The sequence below is a fragment of the Petrimonas sulfuriphila genome, assembly GCA_038561985.1.
GTDB lineage: Bacteria > Bacteroidota > Bacteroidia > Bacteroidales > Dysgonomonadaceae > Petrimonas > Petrimonas sulfuriphila.
Window position 1 is genome coordinate 2416944 of sequence record CP073276.1, and the last position, 20878, is coordinate 2437821.

15 protein-coding genes and 2 pseudogenes are annotated in these 20878 nt (G+C 41.4%); 2 read left to right on the forward strand and 15 right to left on the reverse strand.

The annotated features are described in order from the left end of the window. The first annotated feature begins 8 nt into the window (after positions 1-8). The gene (locus tag KCV26_10110) at positions 9-1793 is read left to right on the forward strand and encodes a phosphodiester glycosidase family protein (protein WZX35674.1); all 1785 of its coding nucleotides are present in this window, start codon (positions 9-11) and stop codon (positions 1791-1793) included. A 23-nt stretch (positions 1794-1816) separates the two neighbouring features. On the opposite strand, the gene KCV26_10115 is transcribed toward KCV26_10110, so the two are convergent. The 13 genes and pseudogenes from KCV26_10115 to KCV26_10175 all read right to left on the reverse strand — a co-directional run bounded on the left by KCV26_10115 (position 1817) and on the right by KCV26_10175 (position 17910). Further along, the gene (locus KCV26_10115; GenBank protein ID WZX35675.1) at positions 1817-4147 is read right to left on the reverse strand and encodes a hypothetical protein; all 2331 of its coding nucleotides are present in this window, start codon (positions 4145-4147) and stop codon (positions 1817-1819) included. Positions 4148-4334: 187 nt separating this feature from the next. Beyond that, positions 4335-5738 carry a hypothetical protein gene (locus KCV26_10120; protein WZX35676.1) on the reverse strand — a complete coding sequence of 468 codons (1404 nt, stop codon included), beginning with the start codon at positions 5736-5738 and terminating at the stop codon, positions 4335-4337. Positions 5739-5770: 32 nt separating this feature from the next. Beyond that, positions 5771-7150 (reverse strand): DegT/DnrJ/EryC1/StrS family aminotransferase, encoded by a 1380-nt coding sequence (locus KCV26_10125; GenBank protein WZX38372.1) that lies wholly within the window; start codon positions 7148-7150, stop codon positions 5771-5773. A 407-nt stretch (positions 7151-7557) separates the two neighbouring features. Next, positions 7558-8644 (reverse strand): annotated as a pseudogene (locus tag KCV26_10130) (IS110 family transposase). Between the two features lie 137 nt (positions 8645-8781). Further along, positions 8782-10161 (reverse strand): hypothetical protein, encoded by a 1380-nt coding sequence (locus KCV26_10135; protein WZX35677.1) that lies wholly within the window; start codon positions 10159-10161, stop codon positions 8782-8784. Positions 10162-10189: 28 nt separating this feature from the next. Then, positions 10190-11551 carry a neutral/alkaline non-lysosomal ceramidase N-terminal domain-containing protein gene (locus KCV26_10140; protein ID WZX35678.1) on the reverse strand — a complete coding sequence of 454 codons (1362 nt, stop codon included), beginning with the start codon at positions 11549-11551 and terminating at the stop codon, positions 10190-10192. 3 nt (positions 11552-11554) lie between these two features. Then, positions 11555-12925, reverse strand: a complete 1371-nt coding sequence (locus KCV26_10145) for a DegT/DnrJ/EryC1/StrS family aminotransferase (GenBank protein ID WZX35679.1) — start codon at positions 12923-12925, stop codon at positions 11555-11557. 441 nt (positions 12926-13366) lie between these two features. Beyond that, on the reverse strand, positions 13367-13831 hold the full coding sequence (locus tag KCV26_10150; GenBank protein ID WZX35680.1) for a transposase: 465 nt from the start codon (positions 13829-13831) through the stop codon (positions 13367-13369). Between the two features lie 300 nt (positions 13832-14131). Beyond that, the gene (locus tag KCV26_10155) at positions 14132-14239 is read right to left on the reverse strand and encodes a hypothetical protein (GenBank protein WZX35681.1); all 108 of its coding nucleotides are present in this window, start codon (positions 14237-14239) and stop codon (positions 14132-14134) included. Between the two features lie 791 nt (positions 14240-15030). Next, a complete protein-coding gene (locus tag KCV26_10160) occupies positions 15031-15798 on the reverse strand; it encodes a glycoside hydrolase family 16 protein (GenBank protein ID WZX35682.1) in 768 nt (255 codons plus the stop codon). Between the two features lie 112 nt (positions 15799-15910). Further along, positions 15911-17182: pseudogene (locus KCV26_10165) on the reverse strand (IS5 family transposase). A gap of 199 nt (positions 17183-17381) precedes the next feature. After that, positions 17382-17585: a hypothetical protein gene (locus tag KCV26_10170; GenBank protein WZX35683.1), complete on the reverse strand. Its 204-nt coding sequence runs from the start codon at positions 17583-17585 to the stop codon at positions 17382-17384. 10 nt (positions 17586-17595) lie between these two features. After that, positions 17596-17910: a hypothetical protein gene (locus KCV26_10175; GenBank protein ID WZX35684.1), complete on the reverse strand. Its 315-nt coding sequence runs from the start codon at positions 17908-17910 to the stop codon at positions 17596-17598. Between the two features lie 617 nt (positions 17911-18527). Between KCV26_10175 and KCV26_10180 the strand changes: the two genes are divergently transcribed. Beyond that, positions 18528-18869, forward strand: a complete 342-nt coding sequence (locus KCV26_10180; GenBank protein ID WZX35685.1) for a type II toxin-antitoxin system HicB family antitoxin — start codon at positions 18528-18530, stop codon at positions 18867-18869. 256 nt (positions 18870-19125) lie between these two features. Here KCV26_10180 and KCV26_10185 read toward each other — a convergent pair whose 3' ends face one another. Next, positions 19126-19656: a DUF1858 domain-containing protein gene (locus KCV26_10185; protein WZX35686.1), complete on the reverse strand. Its 531-nt coding sequence runs from the start codon at positions 19654-19656 to the stop codon at positions 19126-19128. Continuing rightward, positions 19643-20878: a DUF438 domain-containing protein gene (locus KCV26_10190; protein WZX35687.1), complete on the reverse strand. Its 1236-nt coding sequence runs from the start codon at positions 20876-20878 to the stop codon at positions 19643-19645. The genes KCV26_10185 and KCV26_10190 overlap by 14 nt, the downstream gene beginning before the upstream one ends.

Sequence of the window (20878 nt, forward strand, 5' to 3'; positions counted from 1 at the left end):
AAACGTCAATGAAAGGCAATCAATTTATATTATACTTTCTTTTATTGGTATTCTTTTCTTTAAGTTGTAATGAAACGCCGGAAAAAGGAGTGAACCCGCCCCAAGTTGAAACGATAGGCGTCAAGGAAATTACCGATATATCTGCCACTTGTTTAGGAAAAATTACCGATGCCGGAAGTGGAACCATTCGAGATTATGGCATTGAAATTAAAAATGGTAATGGATATATAAAAATGTCCCATACAAATACTTCTGAAAGTGGATATGAAGTCCGTTTAAGTGAATTAGTCTCTGATCAGCTTTATTATTATCGCGCTTATGTCGATGATGGCGTTACCTATCACGGAATTGAAAAAAAATTCACGACTCTATCGCCAATCGCTTTTAAAGCAATAATTGATTACAGTAAAATTACCAGCACTTCCGTTGAAATTTCATTCAACTCAACAAGCCGGTTAAAAGAATGGGGAATACACTACAGTAAATCGGAAGTAACAGCTAAAGATCCAGTTAAAAAATCATCGGTTAATTCAACAATCTTAATTGATAATTTAGAACCGGCGACAACCTATAATCTGCTGCCTTACGTAAAAGATAAAAACAATCAGATTATCTATCTGGACAAGTTATACGTAACGACTACAGAACTTAAAGATGTTTGTAAAATCAACGGGAAATGGTATCGAGTAGATACACTCCAACAAAGACAAACTATTAGCCCGGGTTTATCCTACTATTCTATCGCAATAAAAGAATACCCCCTGAGAGTCTATGCATTAGAAATCGATTTGACAAACCCTTTCATCCGAGTAGAGACCTGCCTCGCGATGGACAATGCCATCGCAACCGAACGCCCAAATGCAATGGTAGAGCGGAAAAGATTACAAGGTTACGACGTCGTTGCGGCCACAAACGGGGATTTTTATTTTTATCAGGATCCTATTGAAATAGGCATTCCAAGAAGTGGGCAGTTCCATCATGGAGGGATGGTAACCAATCCGACCGGCCGGGCTTGTTTCATTTTAAGTGAAGATGGAATACCTTATATCGATAGGCCCATTTTTCAGGGGATCTTGAAGAAAGGAGAGTTTACCACAACAATACATACCGTAAATATGCTGAGATTAGAGGCTTACCCTAATCTTACCCCCAATTTGATGACACTTTATACACCTTCATTCGGTAAAACAACGGGAACTGTCGATGGTGGAACAAAGGTTGTAATACGACCTAAGGATAATGAAAGTTTCTTTTTTGAAGCTAATCGAGAAATCCGATGCAAGGTTGAAGACATTTATGACAACCCGGGGAAATCAATAATTCCTGAAAGATGTGCCGTTTTGCATGGCAGGGGGAGCTCCGCAGATTTTTTAAAAACGCTAAAAATGAATGAAGAAATCAATATTTATCTTGGAGTTACCCTAAAATCGAATCCAAATCTGACAATTAAAATTAAAGAGATGGTTGGAGGAAGCGATAATATTATTCTAAAGAACGGAGAACGAGCCGAAGGTGATGACCTATATAATCCAAGAACGGGAATTGGTTATTCTAAAGATAAAAGAAAAGCCTATTTAATGGTTGCCGACGGTAGGCAAACCTTTTCAAAAGGATGCACGATGAAAGATTTCGGTGAAATACTCTTGTCGGCCGGAGCTTGGTATGCCATTAATTTAGATGGAGGAGGATCATCGGTAATGGTAGTCCGAGATCAAGTGGTTAACAACCCATCGGATGGGAGTGTGAGAGCTGTAGGAAATGGAGTATTGGTTGTTCGTCAAGATAACAACTGAAATACCCCATATTCACTTTTCTTCTATTTCTCCAGTAGATTCCGACAAATTCTTAATTTTTCGGACGCATCATAAAAATCACGCATCTCACGCCCCGATATTTCTGCAATTCCCTGTGAAATTAGCCATTGCTGAATCGACATGACTTCATTTTCAAGTTGTTTCAATTCTTTGAGAGATACTTTCTTTCTCGTTTGATTTATGCTTTCATTTAATGCGGATACTTTCAAATCGTATTCACGCGCGTTGGCTTTGTCCAAAAGAATATCGGAATTTTCAAAATCAGCGCTCGCAAGTAAGTTGTGCTGGGGGTTTGTACTTTCAACAAGACTAAAATCATCAAACCAGGCAGTACCCTCAGGCTGATGTAGCTCCACTAGGACCATTGCTGTTTTTACCGCTTTTTTAGGAATAACGGTAATCTTCCCTTCTTCCCAATCATGTGTCCCGGGAGAGAAGGTGAAAGTATGAACTTCTGGCCAGTTCCCATCTTGATAATCCAGATATAAATGCATTGCATAATAATACCCTAACCGTTCACCAAAATGATCTCTTCGGTTCTCGTCAGTGATCTGCTTTAAATCTGACCTCTTAACGTTCACAGATTTACTATAAGCCGTAAGCGTCAGAGGTTCCGGTTTCGACTGGTTCAGCGTAACAAACTGGGCGGCACCCTGTCGGTTATGGTAAGGCCATTGATTATTATACATCGAATAGGTATTTCCGTCGGTTCGTAGACTGCCGCGTCCAGACCTTTTTGTCTTTAAATCGATGAGATAACCCTGACAAAACGGGGTCCATGGTTTCATTGGCTTATCGAAATCTGCCCTTAATAAATTAGGGGATGGCAGAGTCATTTTCTTTTGAGTATATCCAATTCCTAGTTTTTCATCCATTTCACGTTGTAACAACTGCACTTTAAATAGATTTGAAATACGTGAGAGGATTTTTTCAACAATTACCTCTTTTTTCCCAAATTGAATGAGAGAAGGACCGGATGGCGTCTCGAATCGGATCTTTCTTCCATCTCTTTGATATTTCAATGGCTTTTCCGAAAATTCATCAAAAACAAGTAAGCCGGATGTCTCCGCATCTAAACTATCAAGACGGCATTCAACGGTCTCCGGCCTATTAGAATTGACATAAAAATAAATTCCTTTCTCAACATCATCGCCATATCTTTTAACACTTCCATCTAGCGCCAAAGTTCCGTTAAAAATATCATTATCTTCCGGTTCAATCAACCCCGGCTCAATAACTCTTCCGGTTGCATCAACACGATTCTGACGACTCTTATTAGATGACTCGGCGCGACGCTCTGTCTTGTTGTTTAGAAGATAAGCATACGCATTATCTTGTGGTCCCGCGCTAAACATAGATCGGGTTAGTGGCAAGATTTTACGCAGAACCCATCGTTGATGGTCATAAATATCCGGTCGGGAAGAAAAAAATGAATAGTGTGTCCCGGCCGCCCTGACTCTTCCGTCTGTATATCCGAAATATACAATACCATTAAAGTGTTTCGCTTTCAGGTATTTTTCCAGTTCTCCGGCTGACAATTGACGGGTAAGTAATTCCGCCTGAACTCCTTTAAAACCATCCGCCTGCATATTATGCATCCTTTGTTGTGAGAATTGAAAACCCTCATTCGCGAAGAGATCGACATAGCGGTATAAATGACTTGGCCCTCCATTGGTGAAAATACCAAATCCCGCAGGATGCAAACTGTTTTGAAGATACTCCAGAAAGGTCTCGGGAACTTTTCCGGCATTGTCAAGCGCCATTCCCCCATATTTATTCCCGTTTTTCGTTAATCTTTCCAGTTTGCTGGATACTACAGCTTTCACCAAAGGATTAATCGACGACAGATCCATTTCACCATAGACATCCCCATACGCCCCATCTGAAATATACTTCACTTTAGCGTACTTCGAAAGTCCCGGCACTCCGTATTGTAATTCAGCATATTTGTCAAATGCTATTACGGCCGCTTTCTCTTTGTCTTCTATATGACTGAAATCATATCGTCCTTCTGGATCTTTAATCGATATCTCGACCACAGAATTCCAATAGTCGAAGACGGCTATGTCCAACATCGACGTACGTTTTGCGTCTTCTCCTCCCCACACTATTTCAACGCCAAGTTCGGTTATATCTGGTATATTGAGTGTAGGTTGACCAAAAGCAACACCTACACCGCCGCGCCAGCCAGAGTATTTATAATCTATTGGGAATAGGCCAATCTCCTTATCGATTTGATTGACCACCGGGAATTTTTCTGTTTTTGGAATCTCGCTTGTCCCATCAAGACCGAAATTCAATAAAAGTAATAGAAATATAGTTTGAGCCATCATAAGCCTGTATACATTTTATTGTGTTAAAAAAAGTTGAAAATCGTAGAATAAACATATCGTTTCTGTTCAATATTAGACGTAAAAAACGATATCAAAAGCAATAAAAAATAACACTCTATTATTTACTTAACTTAAATCAAGTATATACGCTGGTAATTAGAATGTTATAGTCAAGTTTACAATTCGTTTAATTCCTGTTAAAAAGTTCATCAATTGCCCTCATTATAACGCCTTCCGCATTCTCCGTAACAGGGCTTGAAAGAATTTCATATCCGCCTTCCCGGTACGCATTCCTGGTCCCAATATAAAATGGGCCATAATCGCCATACGCGGCCATCGCCACGAATCTATCAGGAGCTTTTGCTTTGGCGGCCAACTGATACTCTACGAAGAGTTCGCCGGGCATGAAAAAAATTCTCGCATCATTAATTCCCAAACAAGCAAAACCAATTGCTTTCCGCTGCAAAGTCCGTTTATACCAACCCAACCTGCCTAAATTATTGGCCAAATAAATGCCGTCTTTCGTGGCCATTTCCTTTTCGATATCGGCTGTTTTAGGATTGGATGGCAACAAAACGGGCGTAACAGACCAGGTAACATTACCGCTATTTACGGAATATCTCTGCGTATTTTCCCATGCGCGTTTCATGCCGTCGGCAAGCCTTTTTGCGAGAATAAACCGAGTCTCACGGCTACCGTCATTGTATTTTCCCGCGGCAATATTCCCGCCTGCGCCATTAAAATGAACATGCAACGCATCGGGAACTTCCAACTGACGAAGATACCGGGCAATCCCGGGAAAATCAGGATTTGCAATGCCCGTACGGTAATAGCTCTGCGGATGGGTGGCATAAAAACTTAAAACAGCGAGCGGGATATTTTTATTCCAAAAGCTGAGTAACGACACATCGGGATCAACTACCCCTTCCGACATATTCCTTAGCCGGGGGTCAGAACAAGAAGATCCACGCATCACGCCCATCTTCCCATTAATTGTATCGACTCTCCTGTTGGAAGCAACCTGAAAAACCGGAGCTTTCCCTAATCCGATATGCGTAACATCCTGCAATTTCAGTAACGAATTAGCAATCGACTTTTGTAGCCTTTTTATAAGAACTCGGGCGAAGGTGCCATCGAAACAACCGATAGGCAAATTCTTCTCTTTTAATAAACGTTCGGCTGTAAAATCGCAAATAGGCGCATCGTGCTGATGTACGGTATGCACAGCCACTCGGTCGGAAGCCGTGGCTGCCGCCTCAGCGATGGCCTGTTTAAAGACATCTTGAGATTCGTTTGAAATACCTATCCAATCGACAGCGCATAAAACTATAGGGAGGCCGGCCCCGGTTATGACTACGCCTCTCGCTCTCAGCCCTAATTCAGAGGAATTGATCATTGGGTCGTAAGTCAAAAGGCTACTCACGGGCGGCGTGGCATCAACATCGAATACGCCCAATTTTAGAGAATCGCCATTTTTATTATCGATATAGCGGTAGATGTTTCCAAACGGGACGGCTGCAGCAGTTGCAGCAGCAATCCCGCCGGTTACGGTCGTCAAAAACGATCTTCTTGATACATTTTTTAATAGCATTTGGCTTACTGTTATGAGTAGTTTGACCCTTTCTAGGAAATCAGATGGAGTTTATCCCTGTTTTCATATACTTTCATGATAGCATTGATCACATCTTCCATGTCTTTCTCATTCGCGAGCAAGGGGCCTGACGCCCAAAGCATGACCATATTATCGCAAACCCAATCACAAGCCGGGAGGAATAAGTCGCTCTTGAACTGTTGTAACCTCTCAGCGGAGTACATGGTCTTATATTCTCTTCTTGAAAGAATATTATCCGTCCATGGTTCGCGATGCAGGCCGTTTTTAATATACGGACTGAGCTCAATTCCCTCAGCGGCTATTGCTTTCAAAAAAACATTCCGGTGAACATTATTCCAATACTCTTTGTGGAAAGCCATTGTATATAGGTAATATGATCCTTTATCGGTTTTATGATACATTTTTTGAGGGACCAAACCTTTAAAATCTTTCAACTTAGAGGTCAGGAAAGCAGCGTTACGGCTACGTGTTTCAAATTGCTCCTGAGCATGCTTTAACTGTTCTAAAAGAATAGTAGCTTCAAACTGGTTCATTCTGTATTTTGGCCCGATGGTAACGGAACGACCCTCTTTATTCGTGCCATGATTCATCACCGTATAACAGTCATTAAGCAATTTCTCATTATTGCTAATAATGCCGCCACCCTCTCCGCAGCAAATTGTTTTACTGGTTTGAAAACTGAAACATCCGGCATCCCCTAAAGAACCTAATTTTTGACCTCTGTGCTCAGCAAGATGTGCCTGACAAGCGTCTTCGATAACTTTAAGATTATGTTTCTTTGCAATAGATAAAATACTGTCCAGATCGCACGGCTGTCCCATCATGTGTACCGGCATGATAGCCACCGTATTTTTATTGATTTTCTTTTCTACTTCCTTAGGATCCAATTGGAACGATTCTTTATCCAAATCGACCATCACGGGGAGAGCACGTGCGCTGATAATTGCGGAAATGGTGCCCATATCGGTGTAGGGAGTAGTAATTATTTCATCACCCGGCCCAAATCCCATGGCTTCGACAACCGTATGCAACGCCTGGGTTCCAGAGCCGGTGGTCACGCACCCCTTCACTCCCAAAAGCTGAGCGTATCTTTTCTCAAAAGTTGGAACAGCTCCGTTTAGGTTATCGTCTATTCTGTTCCATCTACCGCTTCTGACTGTTTTCGAAAGGCTTTCAACTATTTGTTCATCCACATATGGCCATTTGGGCCAAACCTTATTATTCACAACCGGTTCTCCTCCAAGTGCCGCTAATTTGGAAATATCACTCTTTAGATAAATATTCGTAGAAATACTTTCCAACGGTTTCACAACATTTGAACTCGCCATCGCAGCTGCACCAGCTGATACGGTTGTCAGAAATGCTCTTCTGCTAACTTTTTTTGATTTCATAATGTTTTTCCATTTAAAATCCAAATAAAATTGGACAATTCACTTTAATTAACTTTTAAATTTTATCTTTGTGTCAGGGTGTTAAGAGGAAACAGGCTCTGCCGGGGGGCAACCTGTCAGCAATAAGCACCCTGACGGTACGCAGTAATGCTACTGGGGGAGGTCGAGATTCTACCTCCCTTTTTGTATTACTGATACTGTCCATATGGCTAAGAAAACCCGATCCTACATCCTACGGTAAACAATCTTTCCACAGCAGACTGTCCGTCCTTTCGGCGGGAGCTGCAAATTCCTGTATCAGTTTACGATAGGCGGGGGTCACATACTAATTTAAGCAGACTTCAAAGCTGCAACATTATGATAGTGTTTCCCCCGTGGAAAAATTGCTTACACTGTAGGATTGTATGTTAATTGACAACACAAGGCACATATTCCTGTCCATGTTTGAGTACGAAAAATATCCTGTTCACCAGTTTACGGGCAATCTTGACGATGGCCTTCTGAGCGTTCATCCGTTTACGGTACCCTTGGTAAGCCATCGTCATTGCCGGGTCTTTCCTTATGGCTATCCAGGCAGCCTCGATTATATAACAGCGCAACATGGCGTGCTTGCGAACCGTGATGTTACCGTTTGCCTGACTTTCCCCGCTGGAATGACACATCGGTATCAGACCGATGTAGGAGGCCAGCGCATCGGCATTGCAAAACCGCCCGATATCGTCTATCTCGACCGCCAACGACATGGCGGTGGTTATCCCTATTCCCGGGACCGAAGTCAGCAGACGTATTGGCTCCTTGAGTGCATCACTGCGGGATAACGCACGCAGCAGGCGTGTTTGCCCCAGGAGTATGCCCCGCAGGCGTACAAACTGCTCAATATGTATCCCCAGTGCTTCCTTTCCATATTCGGTAGAAAGGAGTACTTCGCGTAGCCATGCCAGAAACCGCTTTGACCAGTTACCCACCGAATAACGTGTGAATTCCTCCGGGATATCTATCCCGTGGAAGCGTAAAAATGACTTTATCCGGTTCTTCTCCCTCGTGGTGTCTTTTTACGATCCTGTTTCTCAACCTTATCAAAGAACGCATTTCCAGGGTGGCTATATCCGGCACATAAATACCTTTTAATGTTCCCGACCGTAACTCCCTGGCCAGTTTCCCGCAATCAACCGCGTCGGTCTTGCGCAATTTCTCCTTACTCATGGTCGGCACATCCGCCGGATTGACTACGATATTGTTGATCCCCAATGTTACTAACTTCTCATGTATCCAGAACCCGCTGAAGCCCGCTTCATAAACCGAATGATAATCCGCTCCCGGATAATGGGTTGTCAAAAACTTGTGCAGCGATTCCGGACTTGGAGATTGACTGAACCTCTTCAGAACCGAATGTTCCGACAATACCGATACCGACCAACTCTTCAAATGGACATCAATTCCTATGTAAATATTTTGTCCTTTGAAATCTAATTTGTTACTTTGCCTTGTATTCATAAGCTATATTGTTTAAGTTAAGATTGTTATCTCTCAAAAACAAAGTTAACTAAAATGATATAGCTTTTTTACTGGACTACCTATCCGTCTTTTCCAAGTTTAAACATAGGAACTAATTTTTTTTAAGTACATTCTTATTATTTAATACCCACCAACTGAATTTTGACCAAATCTTCAATTTCCTTTCCTTCGTTTATAAATCTGGCCAATGTATATACGTCATTATTATTCCCCAATGCAATCGAATTTACATAGGTTGGAATAGAACCGTTCTCATAGAAAATTGGACCTAAATCCTGATATTTCCTTTCAGGGATGTTGTAAGTAACAAGATGCAAATATTCCATCCCTTTCGCGGCACCCATATTAATTTTGTCGAGTCCGGCTACTCTCTTTCCGTCTTTGTATATCGGCGCACCCGTAAGGTAATAAATCATACCGCTCTTATCGATGCAGAAGCCAAGGTAACCATAACTGAATTGATCGAACATTCCGCTTTCCTTCGACGGTAAAGATGTAATGCGGTCAACAATTTCAACTTTTTTCTCACGCGGATCAAATGTAAAAAGATACCCTGAATTTCCGTGCACGCCATATGCCTTATTTTCAGGACTATACCAGTATATCTTACGCCAGTTATACCCCATACTTCCCGCATCTTTGGGATCATATTGACCAAAATAATCGAGTCGCAGATCAACTCCGTCCAATTTTCTCAAAGCGGGATCAGAAGGGTTATAATAGAATATGTCTCCGTCGGCAGTAGAATAGTAAACATTCCCGTCACGAGGATCTATGAACATGGAACGACAAATTACCCTGAAATTTTCGGTACCTAGCTGCGTTTCTCCTGCTTTAGATATCGAACCGAGGTTTTTCAGTTCTCCTTTCTGGATATTATAATCCAAAAACAGCCCTCTTGGCCAAGTCAGTCCGTACAAATGGTCTCGATCTTTATCCATCACCATTGTAATGATACCCTCCCCTTCCGGTGCTAGGGCGAGACTCTTTATTTCTCCGCTCTTCATATCATAATAAAGAAAATGGCCACCGGGATATAACCTATATTCCTCCGGAGCAACTGTGGGAACATGTTCGGCACCATCTGTCATTTGATAATAACCGAGGTGGGTAGCGAAATACAGTTTCCCGTCTTTTTCATAAAATTCAACATGGCTTTTGCCTTGCGCGATATATTTTTGTTGTTTCTCTCCCAATGCTTCTGATAAATCTGCAATAAATTCCGTCTTATCCTCTTTGGGGTCATAACGGTAAAATTGTCCTCCGATATCATGCCTAGTGGAGGACAATACATAATATATTTTTCCATCACTTGCTGCCGATATCGCATTATAGGTGTCATGCGCATCCGGGAACCCGGAAAAGTAAGTTCTGGCAATTAAGGTATCACCGACAATAAAATCATTTGTTTTCTCGACAGAAACGGTTTTCGAATTGTTGTTACAAGCAATGAGTAACAAAGTTGATAAAAAAGGAATCAAGATTGTTTTTTTCATTTTAAAGTTCATTTTTAATTTATATTGGTTACATTTTTAATATTTCTGAAAATCCCGCTAATATCCTAGACTCAATACTTTTATCCCATCTTGCCGGCAGCCCATATACCCGCTGAGCGCCATCACCCTCATATCCCCCTTCTTCGAGAATTGTGACTGTTGGGATATATCCCATTACATCATTTGCATAAGACATTACAAAAAATTCATCGCCATACAACTTCTTCAACTGAAGGGCATAGGAAATTACCGACTCCCCTCCAAGGACAAACAACTGCTGTTCTCCTATCCGCCAATGTTGAATCGGGAAAGGATAATTATGTCGGAATGATTTATTGGATTCGTATTCGGCAATCATTCCCCTTGCCCAGCGACCTTCGTAATCGTCCCTAAGAGATATTTCCTGAATTTTTTGCATCGGAAGAGGTGTATCGAATAACAAATTAACCTCATCGTATGCAACCTGTATATTACTCTTTTGAATTTTCATATCCCCGGAAAGGACACACTCAACTGATACCGCTAATTGTTTTCCATACTGGATGGCTAAAGGAACAGATCTTCTCGGCAAGGGGTTCTGGTCTGCTCCTGCACCTTGAAAAAAAAGCGCCATTGCCCCCGGATACATTTTTTCCAGTTCTATCTGGGCAAATCCGGGATAATCTCCTGAAAATTCATTAATAGACAGAGTAGTAGGATGACAAGCGTAGCCAAAGATCACGGCGAGTAGCTTTTTATCCAAATCCTCAATCTTAATCACAGGCACAGCGTAATCATTAGGGCCTTTTAACGTTGTGACCGACAACAATTGATTTTCACTGTTATTTCTTCGGTTTACTTGAAATCTGGAAATTCCATTCCCGGTATATATTCTGGCTGGTTTCAAACCACTCAATGCCTGCTCAACCAATAGCAACAAATTCTTTTTCAATTGTGCTGTATAGATATCCACTTTTTGCCATTCGGAACGATCCATCGGATAAATATATTTTAAAGCGCGGGCAACCACCGGTCCTGAGTGAGTATGGGAACTACTTATAATAATTTGCGATTTTTCAAAGTCATATCGCTGCTTCAATATTCCCTTCAATTCATTGGAAAAATCCTGCGGAATCGAAAGGATATCCATTGTTATCAAAAGAGTTTTGAATCCTTTCTGGTCCTGGAATACAATCGCTTTTGCCCATAAATCGTGAAGAACACCTTCTGACGGTGTTGTCCGACTGGCATAACCGGCCATCCACATCGGAAATTCAGGAGTAATCTTTACTTTGCCAACCCCTATTTCCCATATGTCTGCAGATTCCTCCACATTTCCAGAAAATCCGAACGAAGGCAGAATAAACAGTACAAGTATAAGACAATGGCGAATTATTCTTTTCTGCAACATGACCTACATTCCTTCTCTTTTAATAATTTTCTCGGCATTCATAGAGATCTTCTCAATCGCGTTCGCAATGCTATCTAAAGAAGATTTGTCTCCCAACAGCATATTCTGAGTCAACCATATAGATTTTTCGTCACAAATCTTATCATTGACCGGACACTGGTTATTTTCAAGAAAGTCATTGTAATCAATTTCACTTTTTGAATAAAGCTTTTGGTATAATCTCGATTCAAACGCATTCTTTATAAAAGATTGGGTATGAAGAGGTGTATATCCCGCAGAGCAGGGAACGCCTTCCGCTTGCAAAGCTTTAAGGAATAAGGATCTTGGCATTCCTTTAAACTTTTGCTTATCATAAATCATAGGGAACAAATGAAAGACAGCTTTAGTCGTTTCCATATATAACTTAACGGAAGAAATGCCGGGTATGGCATCAATTTTTTTCGCTAAATACATGCCATTATCCCATCTTTTATCCGTTTCTGCCCGTAATGTTTTCATCTGGTTCAATCCGATGGCAGCCTGATATTCCGTAAACCTGATTTTAGTGCCGACCATAACCGCGCCTCCACTAATATTTCCGACTTGTGTACCATAAGGGAATCCCAAATTATGATAAGAATAACAGCGATCCATAAATTCATCGTCGTTACTGACAATGGCCCCACCTTCTCCGATAGGCATATTTTTTGATGTTTGAAAGCTAAAACAGCCTGCATGTCCGATGGAACCTACCTTTTTCCCTCCTACTTCCGCCAAATGGGCCTGACAAGCATCCTCAATAACAATTAAGTTATGCTTCCGGGCTATTCTCATTATTCGCTCCATATCCGCCGGAATTCCCAGAATATGTACCAGTAAAATTGCTTTGGTCTTTTCTGTAATCTTTTTCTCTATGTTGGTCGGATCAATTTGAAACGTATCCGCGTCAATATCTGCAAAAACAGGTAATGCTCCATTAAGTAAAATGGCTTGGACAGTCGCAACAAATGTATAGGGAGTTACAATCACCTCATCTCCCGGCCCAATATTCCATTGAGCTAGAGACGTAATTAAAGCATTGGTGCCATTTACTACTGAGAGACAGCGCTTGGTCCCTATCATGTTGGCCCATTGATCTTCAAACTCAGATGTAACTTTAGAGCGCGACCAAACCCCACTTCTCAAAATGTTCAAAATACTTTCATCGTAATTGGGGGATTTCCATCTGGGCCAATCGGGCCATAAACCGGTATACGATTTCGGACCGCCAAGGATTGCAGGTAGTTTTAGACTATCCTTCGATTTAGCAAAAACGTATGAACTATTTATTCCCGAAACAGCCAGTAAGCTTGCTCCTCCCAAAACAGATTTTCTAATAAAAAATCTCCTATTCATAGTAAAACTTATAATATCACCACTCTTTTCGATAAACCGAAAGAGTATGCGTTTTATTGACAAACTTTCTCTCAGGTATATCTCCTATATCAAAAAGTATATAAATCAGCTAGTTATATGGAAATTATCTTCAATAACATAAGTCTACAGATTGATATTGAATATCTAATTACAAAGATGCAACTTAACTGTTTCGTTTTAAAATAAATATCGAAATTTTATCCTCAAAAAACGCAGTCATTCATTGTCGCACCTTATTCTTGACAACGGAAAGAGGTGTAAAATTACAACATTGAAGGAACCCTTTTCGAATTAGCGGATTTTTATTCAACATTTTGCTTGAATAGTAATTGTATTACGAAACGGCGGTGAGCACGGACCGATTGAATTTATAACAAAATTATTGAGATAATATTGTAAATCATTGCCGTCCGATAAAAACTAGTTTTGATTATTCGTGACCTCTAACAGGTTTATTATCAAATGCAGATAGTTAAACAAGTGTATCCTGCAAAATGACACCAGGTTCGAAAATGCCCAGGGACGTTTCAAACGCTTCTGTATAACCGTAAGTAACAGGTTCACGCTCAAAACACAATATATCTGTATTTTTATCGCGTTCTCATTGTCTCTCGGGAAATACTTGAGCGGGAAATTCCCTTTCAACTGTTTGTAGAGTACCTCGATTTGCCACCTTATTTTGTATATGGCGGCCATCATGTTGGGGCGCATACCGAACAGGTTGGTCAGGAACTCGAACTTGCGCTTCAACACCCTGTCATAAAACACCACTTCCTTCACCGTTATCCCGATGATGGTGTCTTCCGGCACGCCACTGTGAATACATTCATCAATGTAAAGTTCTTCTTCCACCTTGTAAATGGCATTGTCCTTGAGGCGTGTCACAAATCCGGCTCCTTTTTCACAAAACAGTTTGAACGCTTTATAATCGTTGGATCCTTGTCAAAGACGTAGATGGTGTTGGCATCGTGAGTGATCCTCTTTAAGAGTAAATGGTCGCTCGTGGCAGCCGATGAGAACCATATCATCTTTGGTACAAGCTTCATCGACATTGATAACGGTATGCACCTTGATCCTCCTTTGCGTTTACCGTCCGAGGGGGGGCAGCCCACGCACTTCAAGATATCTTGGAACAAACTGATGACCGTACTGTCAAAGAACTCGATTTGTTTGTTTATTACTTTCTTAAACCGGATGTCCGAGATCACGTGCCCGTACTCCCCGGAGCAAGTCGTGGTACACACCGCAGAAGAGCATGCTGATAAGGTGATCCTTCGCCGTGAAGCGTTTCACATAATGGTCTGCCTTGTATCGTTTGCTGTTCCGTACAATAATATCCTTGTATTAATCATAGATAATGAGTTGTCCAAGAACCGATTATCCAAAAAATGTGTGCTCTTGTTCATTGTAGCCTTGTTTTTGTGGTGGATACAAAGCTACAATTATTAATGCGTTGATCAAAATCTAATTTGCCCTCGCACTTCTTTTAAAAAAGTTTTATCGGACAACAGTGTTTCAGATTGCTAAAAGCACGCTATAGATGCCTCCGATGTTCCATTTTACGGAGAAACGAATAGAGGTCCATATCTGCATTTGCTTTGTTGTTTACAAGGTTTTAGAAGGAACTTGAACGAACTATCCGAACTATCGGTATAAGGATGAGCGTGGATAAGGTTCTGGACATCGCGAAGACGATATCGATCCTTAAAATTCGACTGCCGAACGGTGAACTCAACACACAGACACTCTACACAACATCACAGAAAGAGATCATTAAGCCTCTAATCGAGTTGAAATGGCAAATAGGGTGGCACATTTGTCAAAATCAGGACTACAAGCCCGTTTTGTGGAATGACGGGTACTCCAATTTAAAAAACAAAAAATATTGAACCCCTTTAAAATGTTTCAAATCAGAGTTTGTAAATGTCTAACTGACTGGTGCTTGAAATTTCTTTGTGAAAAAAGACTTTTTCCCAAGCGGGTTCAATATTAACATTCAAGTTTCAAAAGTGCGGAAATTGTTAAGAATTCAACTTTTGCATTTATCATGATTATGGATAAATCTTCAGACTCAACAGCAGCGGCTATTTCTTTTTATACACTTTTACATAATCTACCATAAATGTATCAGGAGCGCAAGCATTCTTTATCCCTTCAAGTGTGGCTGGTATCTCCATACTGAGAATCATATACTGATCAATTTTCGATATTCCTTCGCTTACCTCATGAAACTTCAGTCCATCAATAAAAAATGCATATTTCTCCGGTGTCCATTCAAGTGCAAAGGTATGAAAACCTTCTGAAAGCCCTTTCAGATCGCTGTCAAGACGCCCCACCGATTTCTGGTTTGGCCCATAAGCCCAGTGAACACAGTGGGTCATATGATCGTTACCTAATCCCTTGAAATATTCAAAAATATCTATTTCTGCACCAAAAACTGCTGGGTCTTCACCTTCCGATATCAGCGGAGACTGCATCCAAAATGCAGCCCAAGGGCCATCGCATTTTTGAAGGCGTGCTCTACATTCGAAATAACCATAAGTAGTATTAAAAGTTTGATAGCTCCCTACAGCACTACCCATGATGCTGTCCTTTCTGATGTCATACATCAGGTGTAAACATCCATCATTTACGGCAACCATGGAGGGGTCGTTGTAACCGATACGGCGAGGGCCGGTTCCCCTGATTCTCCATTTTAATGTATCCAGTTCCGTTCCTTCAAAATGATCTTCCCAGAAGAGGGAATAACCTTCATTCTCGGGAATAAAGAGATCTTGCGAAAGCGCAGTATTTTCCGAGATAACACGCTCTGCTGTCTTTTTTTTTGATTCTGTACACGCAGATACCGCCATGATACCTAATGTTAAAACAATAATTAGTCGAGCCTTAAAAAGCCCATTTTTATATGGTTTGTAAAATTATACTGTCCCTGATGGGGTGAAGTTGCCTGTTCAGGAACACAATTATCTTTTCAAGGAAGAGCCAAAAAGATGACTTCCACTTGTTCATCATCCTTTTGAAGTTGAATCCGGCAGCTGCGAGCATAACATTGATCTCATCCCCGGTGATTCCCTTGTAATAATTGCGGGAGAGACGGTGATCTTCTTTCAGGTGTCCGATTACCGGCTCAATACCTGCCCGCTTGCGGAAGTACTTTCTCTCTTTATTCTTCCTATAGGTGCTTAGAGCCTTTGAAAAGGATTTGGGGATGTGGATGAGTGTATCCCTGACTTTACTTCTTCCCCGGTACCCCCTGTCGCAGATACCGTTTCGGGGTTTTCTTTCAGTCAACTTCTCCACTTGCTCGATAGCCTTGTCTAGCGTGTGCCCGTCAAATTCATTTCTAAAACTCAGTGCTCCAACAATTACACCGCTGCCGGTTCGTGTGATGGATACCTTGTTTCCAAACTCGTACAGTTTATGCTCTTTCCCCTTGCTGATGCATTGCACATCCACCTCGTGCAGTGAATAAATCTTGTTCTTGTCTTTCTTCTTCTGGGCCAGTACCCGCTTGTACAGGTCCAGTTCATTCCGGTAACCATCAACCATCGGACCCAGCTTCCTTTCCACATCGCGTACCAGCCGTCCGGCTATGGTTCTCACTTTCTTATCCGCTTTCCTGGCTTTACCCCTGTTTCGTGGGTGATTTCGGAAGCGCTGATCGTAGGAAAGGTCTTTTAAAATTCGCGTGTAACTTTGGCGCAAATCCAAACTGTTCCTGTCTGCTATCTTCCAGCACCTCTTGATAATCTTCTTTGCCAGTTTGTCATCCGTGGGGAAGGTGATATTTTTCTCCTGGACAGTGGTGTCGATGTAAACGTCCTTGTCGTTCGAGTCTTTACCATTGATACGGATGCTCTCCCTTAAGATCAGCTCAATACCCTCTTTGCCGATGCGGTGACGGAAATGAACCAACTCTGACGCTTCACAAGGAACACGAGGTTGGAATTCCTGTTCACCACAAAAATACTGGTAGTAATTGTTTTCACTCCATTGTTCCACCACGCTTTCATCCGAGAGATCTCGGATGTGTTTCAGGATCAATAATCCCACCATCAGGCGAATGGGCTTCGCCGGACGTCCGTTATCGGGACAATACAGGGGTGAAAACTCTCTTTCAAACATCTCCCAATCAATTTTATTGGCCAGAATGAATAGCGGGTGCTTATGATTCAATGTGCTTTCCAGTGAAAAGAACAATGAGTGTTGTGAACGGTCTTGTTGTTTTGCCAGCATGATTTTCTGCAAGATTTATATCTCAAATTTACGAAAACTTGCAGATATAACCAAGGAAAATATCTATTATTTTACTGTATCATAGACGATTGAACACTTTTTAAGGGCTGACTAATTAATGTTTTCATTTTAAATTTATTATGTAAATGGTTTTTATTTTAAATATTTATCGATAAAATGATATGCGTCTTCTTCGATATTAGAGGGGGGCTTGTGACCTGCACGAGGATAAACAAATCTTATCGCATCCTCTACATTCATAAAGTGATTCATTCCGGACATAAGTAAGGCTGTCAACTTCGGGTCCCTGGGTAAATACATAACCGGGTACATGCCATGTGCCGATGGCGAAAAACCTATCTTTTGTGACTATCCATCCTTCACAATCCGGTACCTCTTGCATACAGGCTATGTTACTGCACTATTTTGTATTTATAAAGTGAATAACTGTTCTCCGCTTCCAATGTGAAACTAGTTTGCCCCTCTTCACCTGCTTTTGCCTGAAAATTATCACCTTCGCCCAAAATTTTCTCTAATTTTATATCTGTCCCTGGTTTTAACCATGTATGCAATTGTTTGGATTTATTCTTGTTGTTTTCCCTTAATATTAAAAAATAGCCATACCCGTCATAAATGCTTTGAAAGCCTGTCCATGATTTTCCGGAAGGGATATAGCCGATCGGAAAAATTACACCACTGTGCAAATCATATTGAATTTCCTTATACACATTCATTATCGGTTTACAAAGATGCAACTTAACTAATTTAATTTAAAATAAATATCGAAATTTTACCCTCAAAAAGCGCAGCTATTCATTGCCTCCACAACAAAGTTACAACATTGAAAGAAACCTTTCCTAATTAGCAGATTTTTTTGTTCAACATTTTTGTTTGGATAGTAATTATATTACGAAACGGCGGTGAGCATGAGCGGGTTGAATTTATAACAAAATTATTGAAATAATATTGTAAATATTCGGGCTTGAGTTTATTATAGTTTAAACGCTTGATTGCTGATTGACGTATGTACTCGAGGTAAAACCTTCAGTTTACAATCCATCACCCAGATGGGCTGGTAATGCTTATGTCTAACAAAACATTTTAAAGAAAAAAGAAAAATTTCCGTAAATAACTTGTTTTGTGGTACTATTGAAGAAGTGAAGCGACTATTTGGAATATTAGGTTATGTAGAGAAAACAAAAGGTGGTACTTCCGGTTCACGCGTTGAATTTGTTAGTACGGATGGGCTGAGCTCATATGTAATGAAGCAAATGCTTTCGTTTATTCGTGAACATCGCCTTATAGAGAAGAATGTAAATAATAAAAGCAGGAAAAGGAGGAGATGATGGGACAGTTAAAATACAAAGGATACGTTGGAAGTGTGGAGTACAGCGAAGAAGATAATTGTCTGTACGGTAAAGTTTTTGGTATGCACAATGATTTGATTTCCTATGAAGGTGAAACCGTAGAGGAGTTGAAAAAAGATTTTGAGGGAGCTATTGAGGACTATCTGGCAAGTTGTGAAGATCGTGGGGTAAAACCACGCAAACCGTTCAGCGGAAAGCTTAATTTACGAATGTCTTCAGAACTTCATGGCCGTGTCGCTACTATTGCTGCCAATACAGGAACCACTATTAATGAGTTTATCAATAGGGCAATATCTAACGAACTGAAACATATAATGTGAAATAACCCAAACTCCGCAATCATATAACTTTCAACATTACAATTTCATTTCCCAGCCGTTTTGATATTTCCTGCTCCAGAGTTTATCAGCTGTTCGGTTGTTAATGATATGTCCGTTCACAGGATTGGTCCTGAATGTAGTTTTTGTACGCTGGGCGATATTACCTAAATGGGCCAGGGCTGTGCTGATACATCCCACATTGATATCGGCATCTACCGTTTTCTATTTGCGTCCGATTATCATCAAAAAACGCAAATTACTTTTTCTCTACAAATGTTCTTACGACTCCTTTATCGGGAGCGAGCATCGTTACGCTGTAGCCTTTCTTTTGCAGCAAATCGATAAGCGGGGTGGGGGGGAACGAGGAGATAAACTCCATACAATCCCCCTGGCTTAACTCATTGGCGAGAGCGAGAACCTGGTCTTTAGGATGTTCTCCGGCTTCAATAATCGGGCGGACATCCAACCTGTGCGTAACGACTTTTTGAGGAGCTTTTTCCGAAAATGGGATTCGGATATCTTCACTGCCGGGACAGAAACTATCTCCAAGCGGCAGTTGCCCTGCTTTCTCTCGGAGCGCATTAATCATCTCCACTATACTCACACCTCCCACTTTTGCCGCTTGCTGCAATGAGGTTACCTTTGCTACCGTTTTTCGCAATACTGGATTCTTTAATGCAGCAAAAGCAGGAGAGAAATGGCCTAAAAGCTCTTCTAGTTGCGGAAATTCATTCAATAAATCGGCAACTTTGGTGTCGGGAGTGATGTCGGATTTATTTGTGATCATACGAAAGCAGTCGCTGGTCGCCTTCCAGTTTTCTCATTTGTGTGATGTCCTGTGTTACTTCCACAACACCCAGGTACTCCCCTTCTTTTCCGCGTACAGCCGAGTATTCGATATAGATGAACCGCCCCATGAAATTCGACATCCAGAAAGCGGCTTTGTTTTCTTTCCCGCTTTTGAAATCGGAAAGTATTTGCTCTACCACGTGCACGCTTCCCGGCGGATGACACATCCGTACATCACGTCCGATAATGGAACGGTTTCGCTCGAAAACCCTTTTGGGGCTGTGAGAAAAGAAACGTACCTTATCATATTTGTCTACAAATGTGATGTCGATGGGAAGATGTAAGAAAAGGGCTTCCAGCTCGGCGAGATTAAATGCTCCGGAGGAAAGGCGTATAGCATCGGCGGTTATGTACTCCTGTTTTTCAGCTTTCGCATCTGACGGTTGCCATTCGTCTTCCGGATCAAAAAGACAGTAACCGAATTCTGGCGTTTCCTGATAGACCTTGTACCATTCTTCTTCGGTTAATGTGTCCATAGCCATTGGAAACAAAATTTCCTCTTCTTTCATAATCATTCCGTCCAGCATCTCAACGGCCGGAGCAAGTACGAGCTGAACAAGGGATTTCATTTCTTCCACCGTTGAAACGGGTGATTCCAGCGCTTCGAAAGAACTTTTCAACAGATTCCTGATCTCGTCGTGTTTACCCCACATCACTTTGGGTGGGCCCGTGATGAGGTGTTTTTCCAAGAAAGGGAAAAGCAGGTATTCCTTCCGTTTGTAGTGCTTGTCCACATCGGATAAGTTATTGAATATTGTACGGAGCTGCAATATGAACCCCGGCAGTTGTTTTTTGCTAAGATCAGTTACGTTATCAAACAGGCCGGCGATTTTAATTACTTCTCTTTTTAATGACTGATTTTCTTTTTTGAATGTGTCCACCGGATGCCCTGCTGGAACGGGTTTGGCACCACCCAAATCTATGCTGCCGTCAAGCACAGCCGTATGTAAATCGCAAAAATCGAGAATTTCTTCCTCGGTAAGTGCGTTGCTATTGATGAGTTCCTGTTCAACTTCCACCACTTCGTTGTATGGGATGTTGCGGAGCACTTCGATAAGTCTTTGTCGCAGCACTTCGGGGTTTTCTCCTTCGTGTAAACGGAGGAGAAGGTGTCGCAACAGTTCTTTGCGCTGCGACGAGTTGTTGATTACTTCACTCAT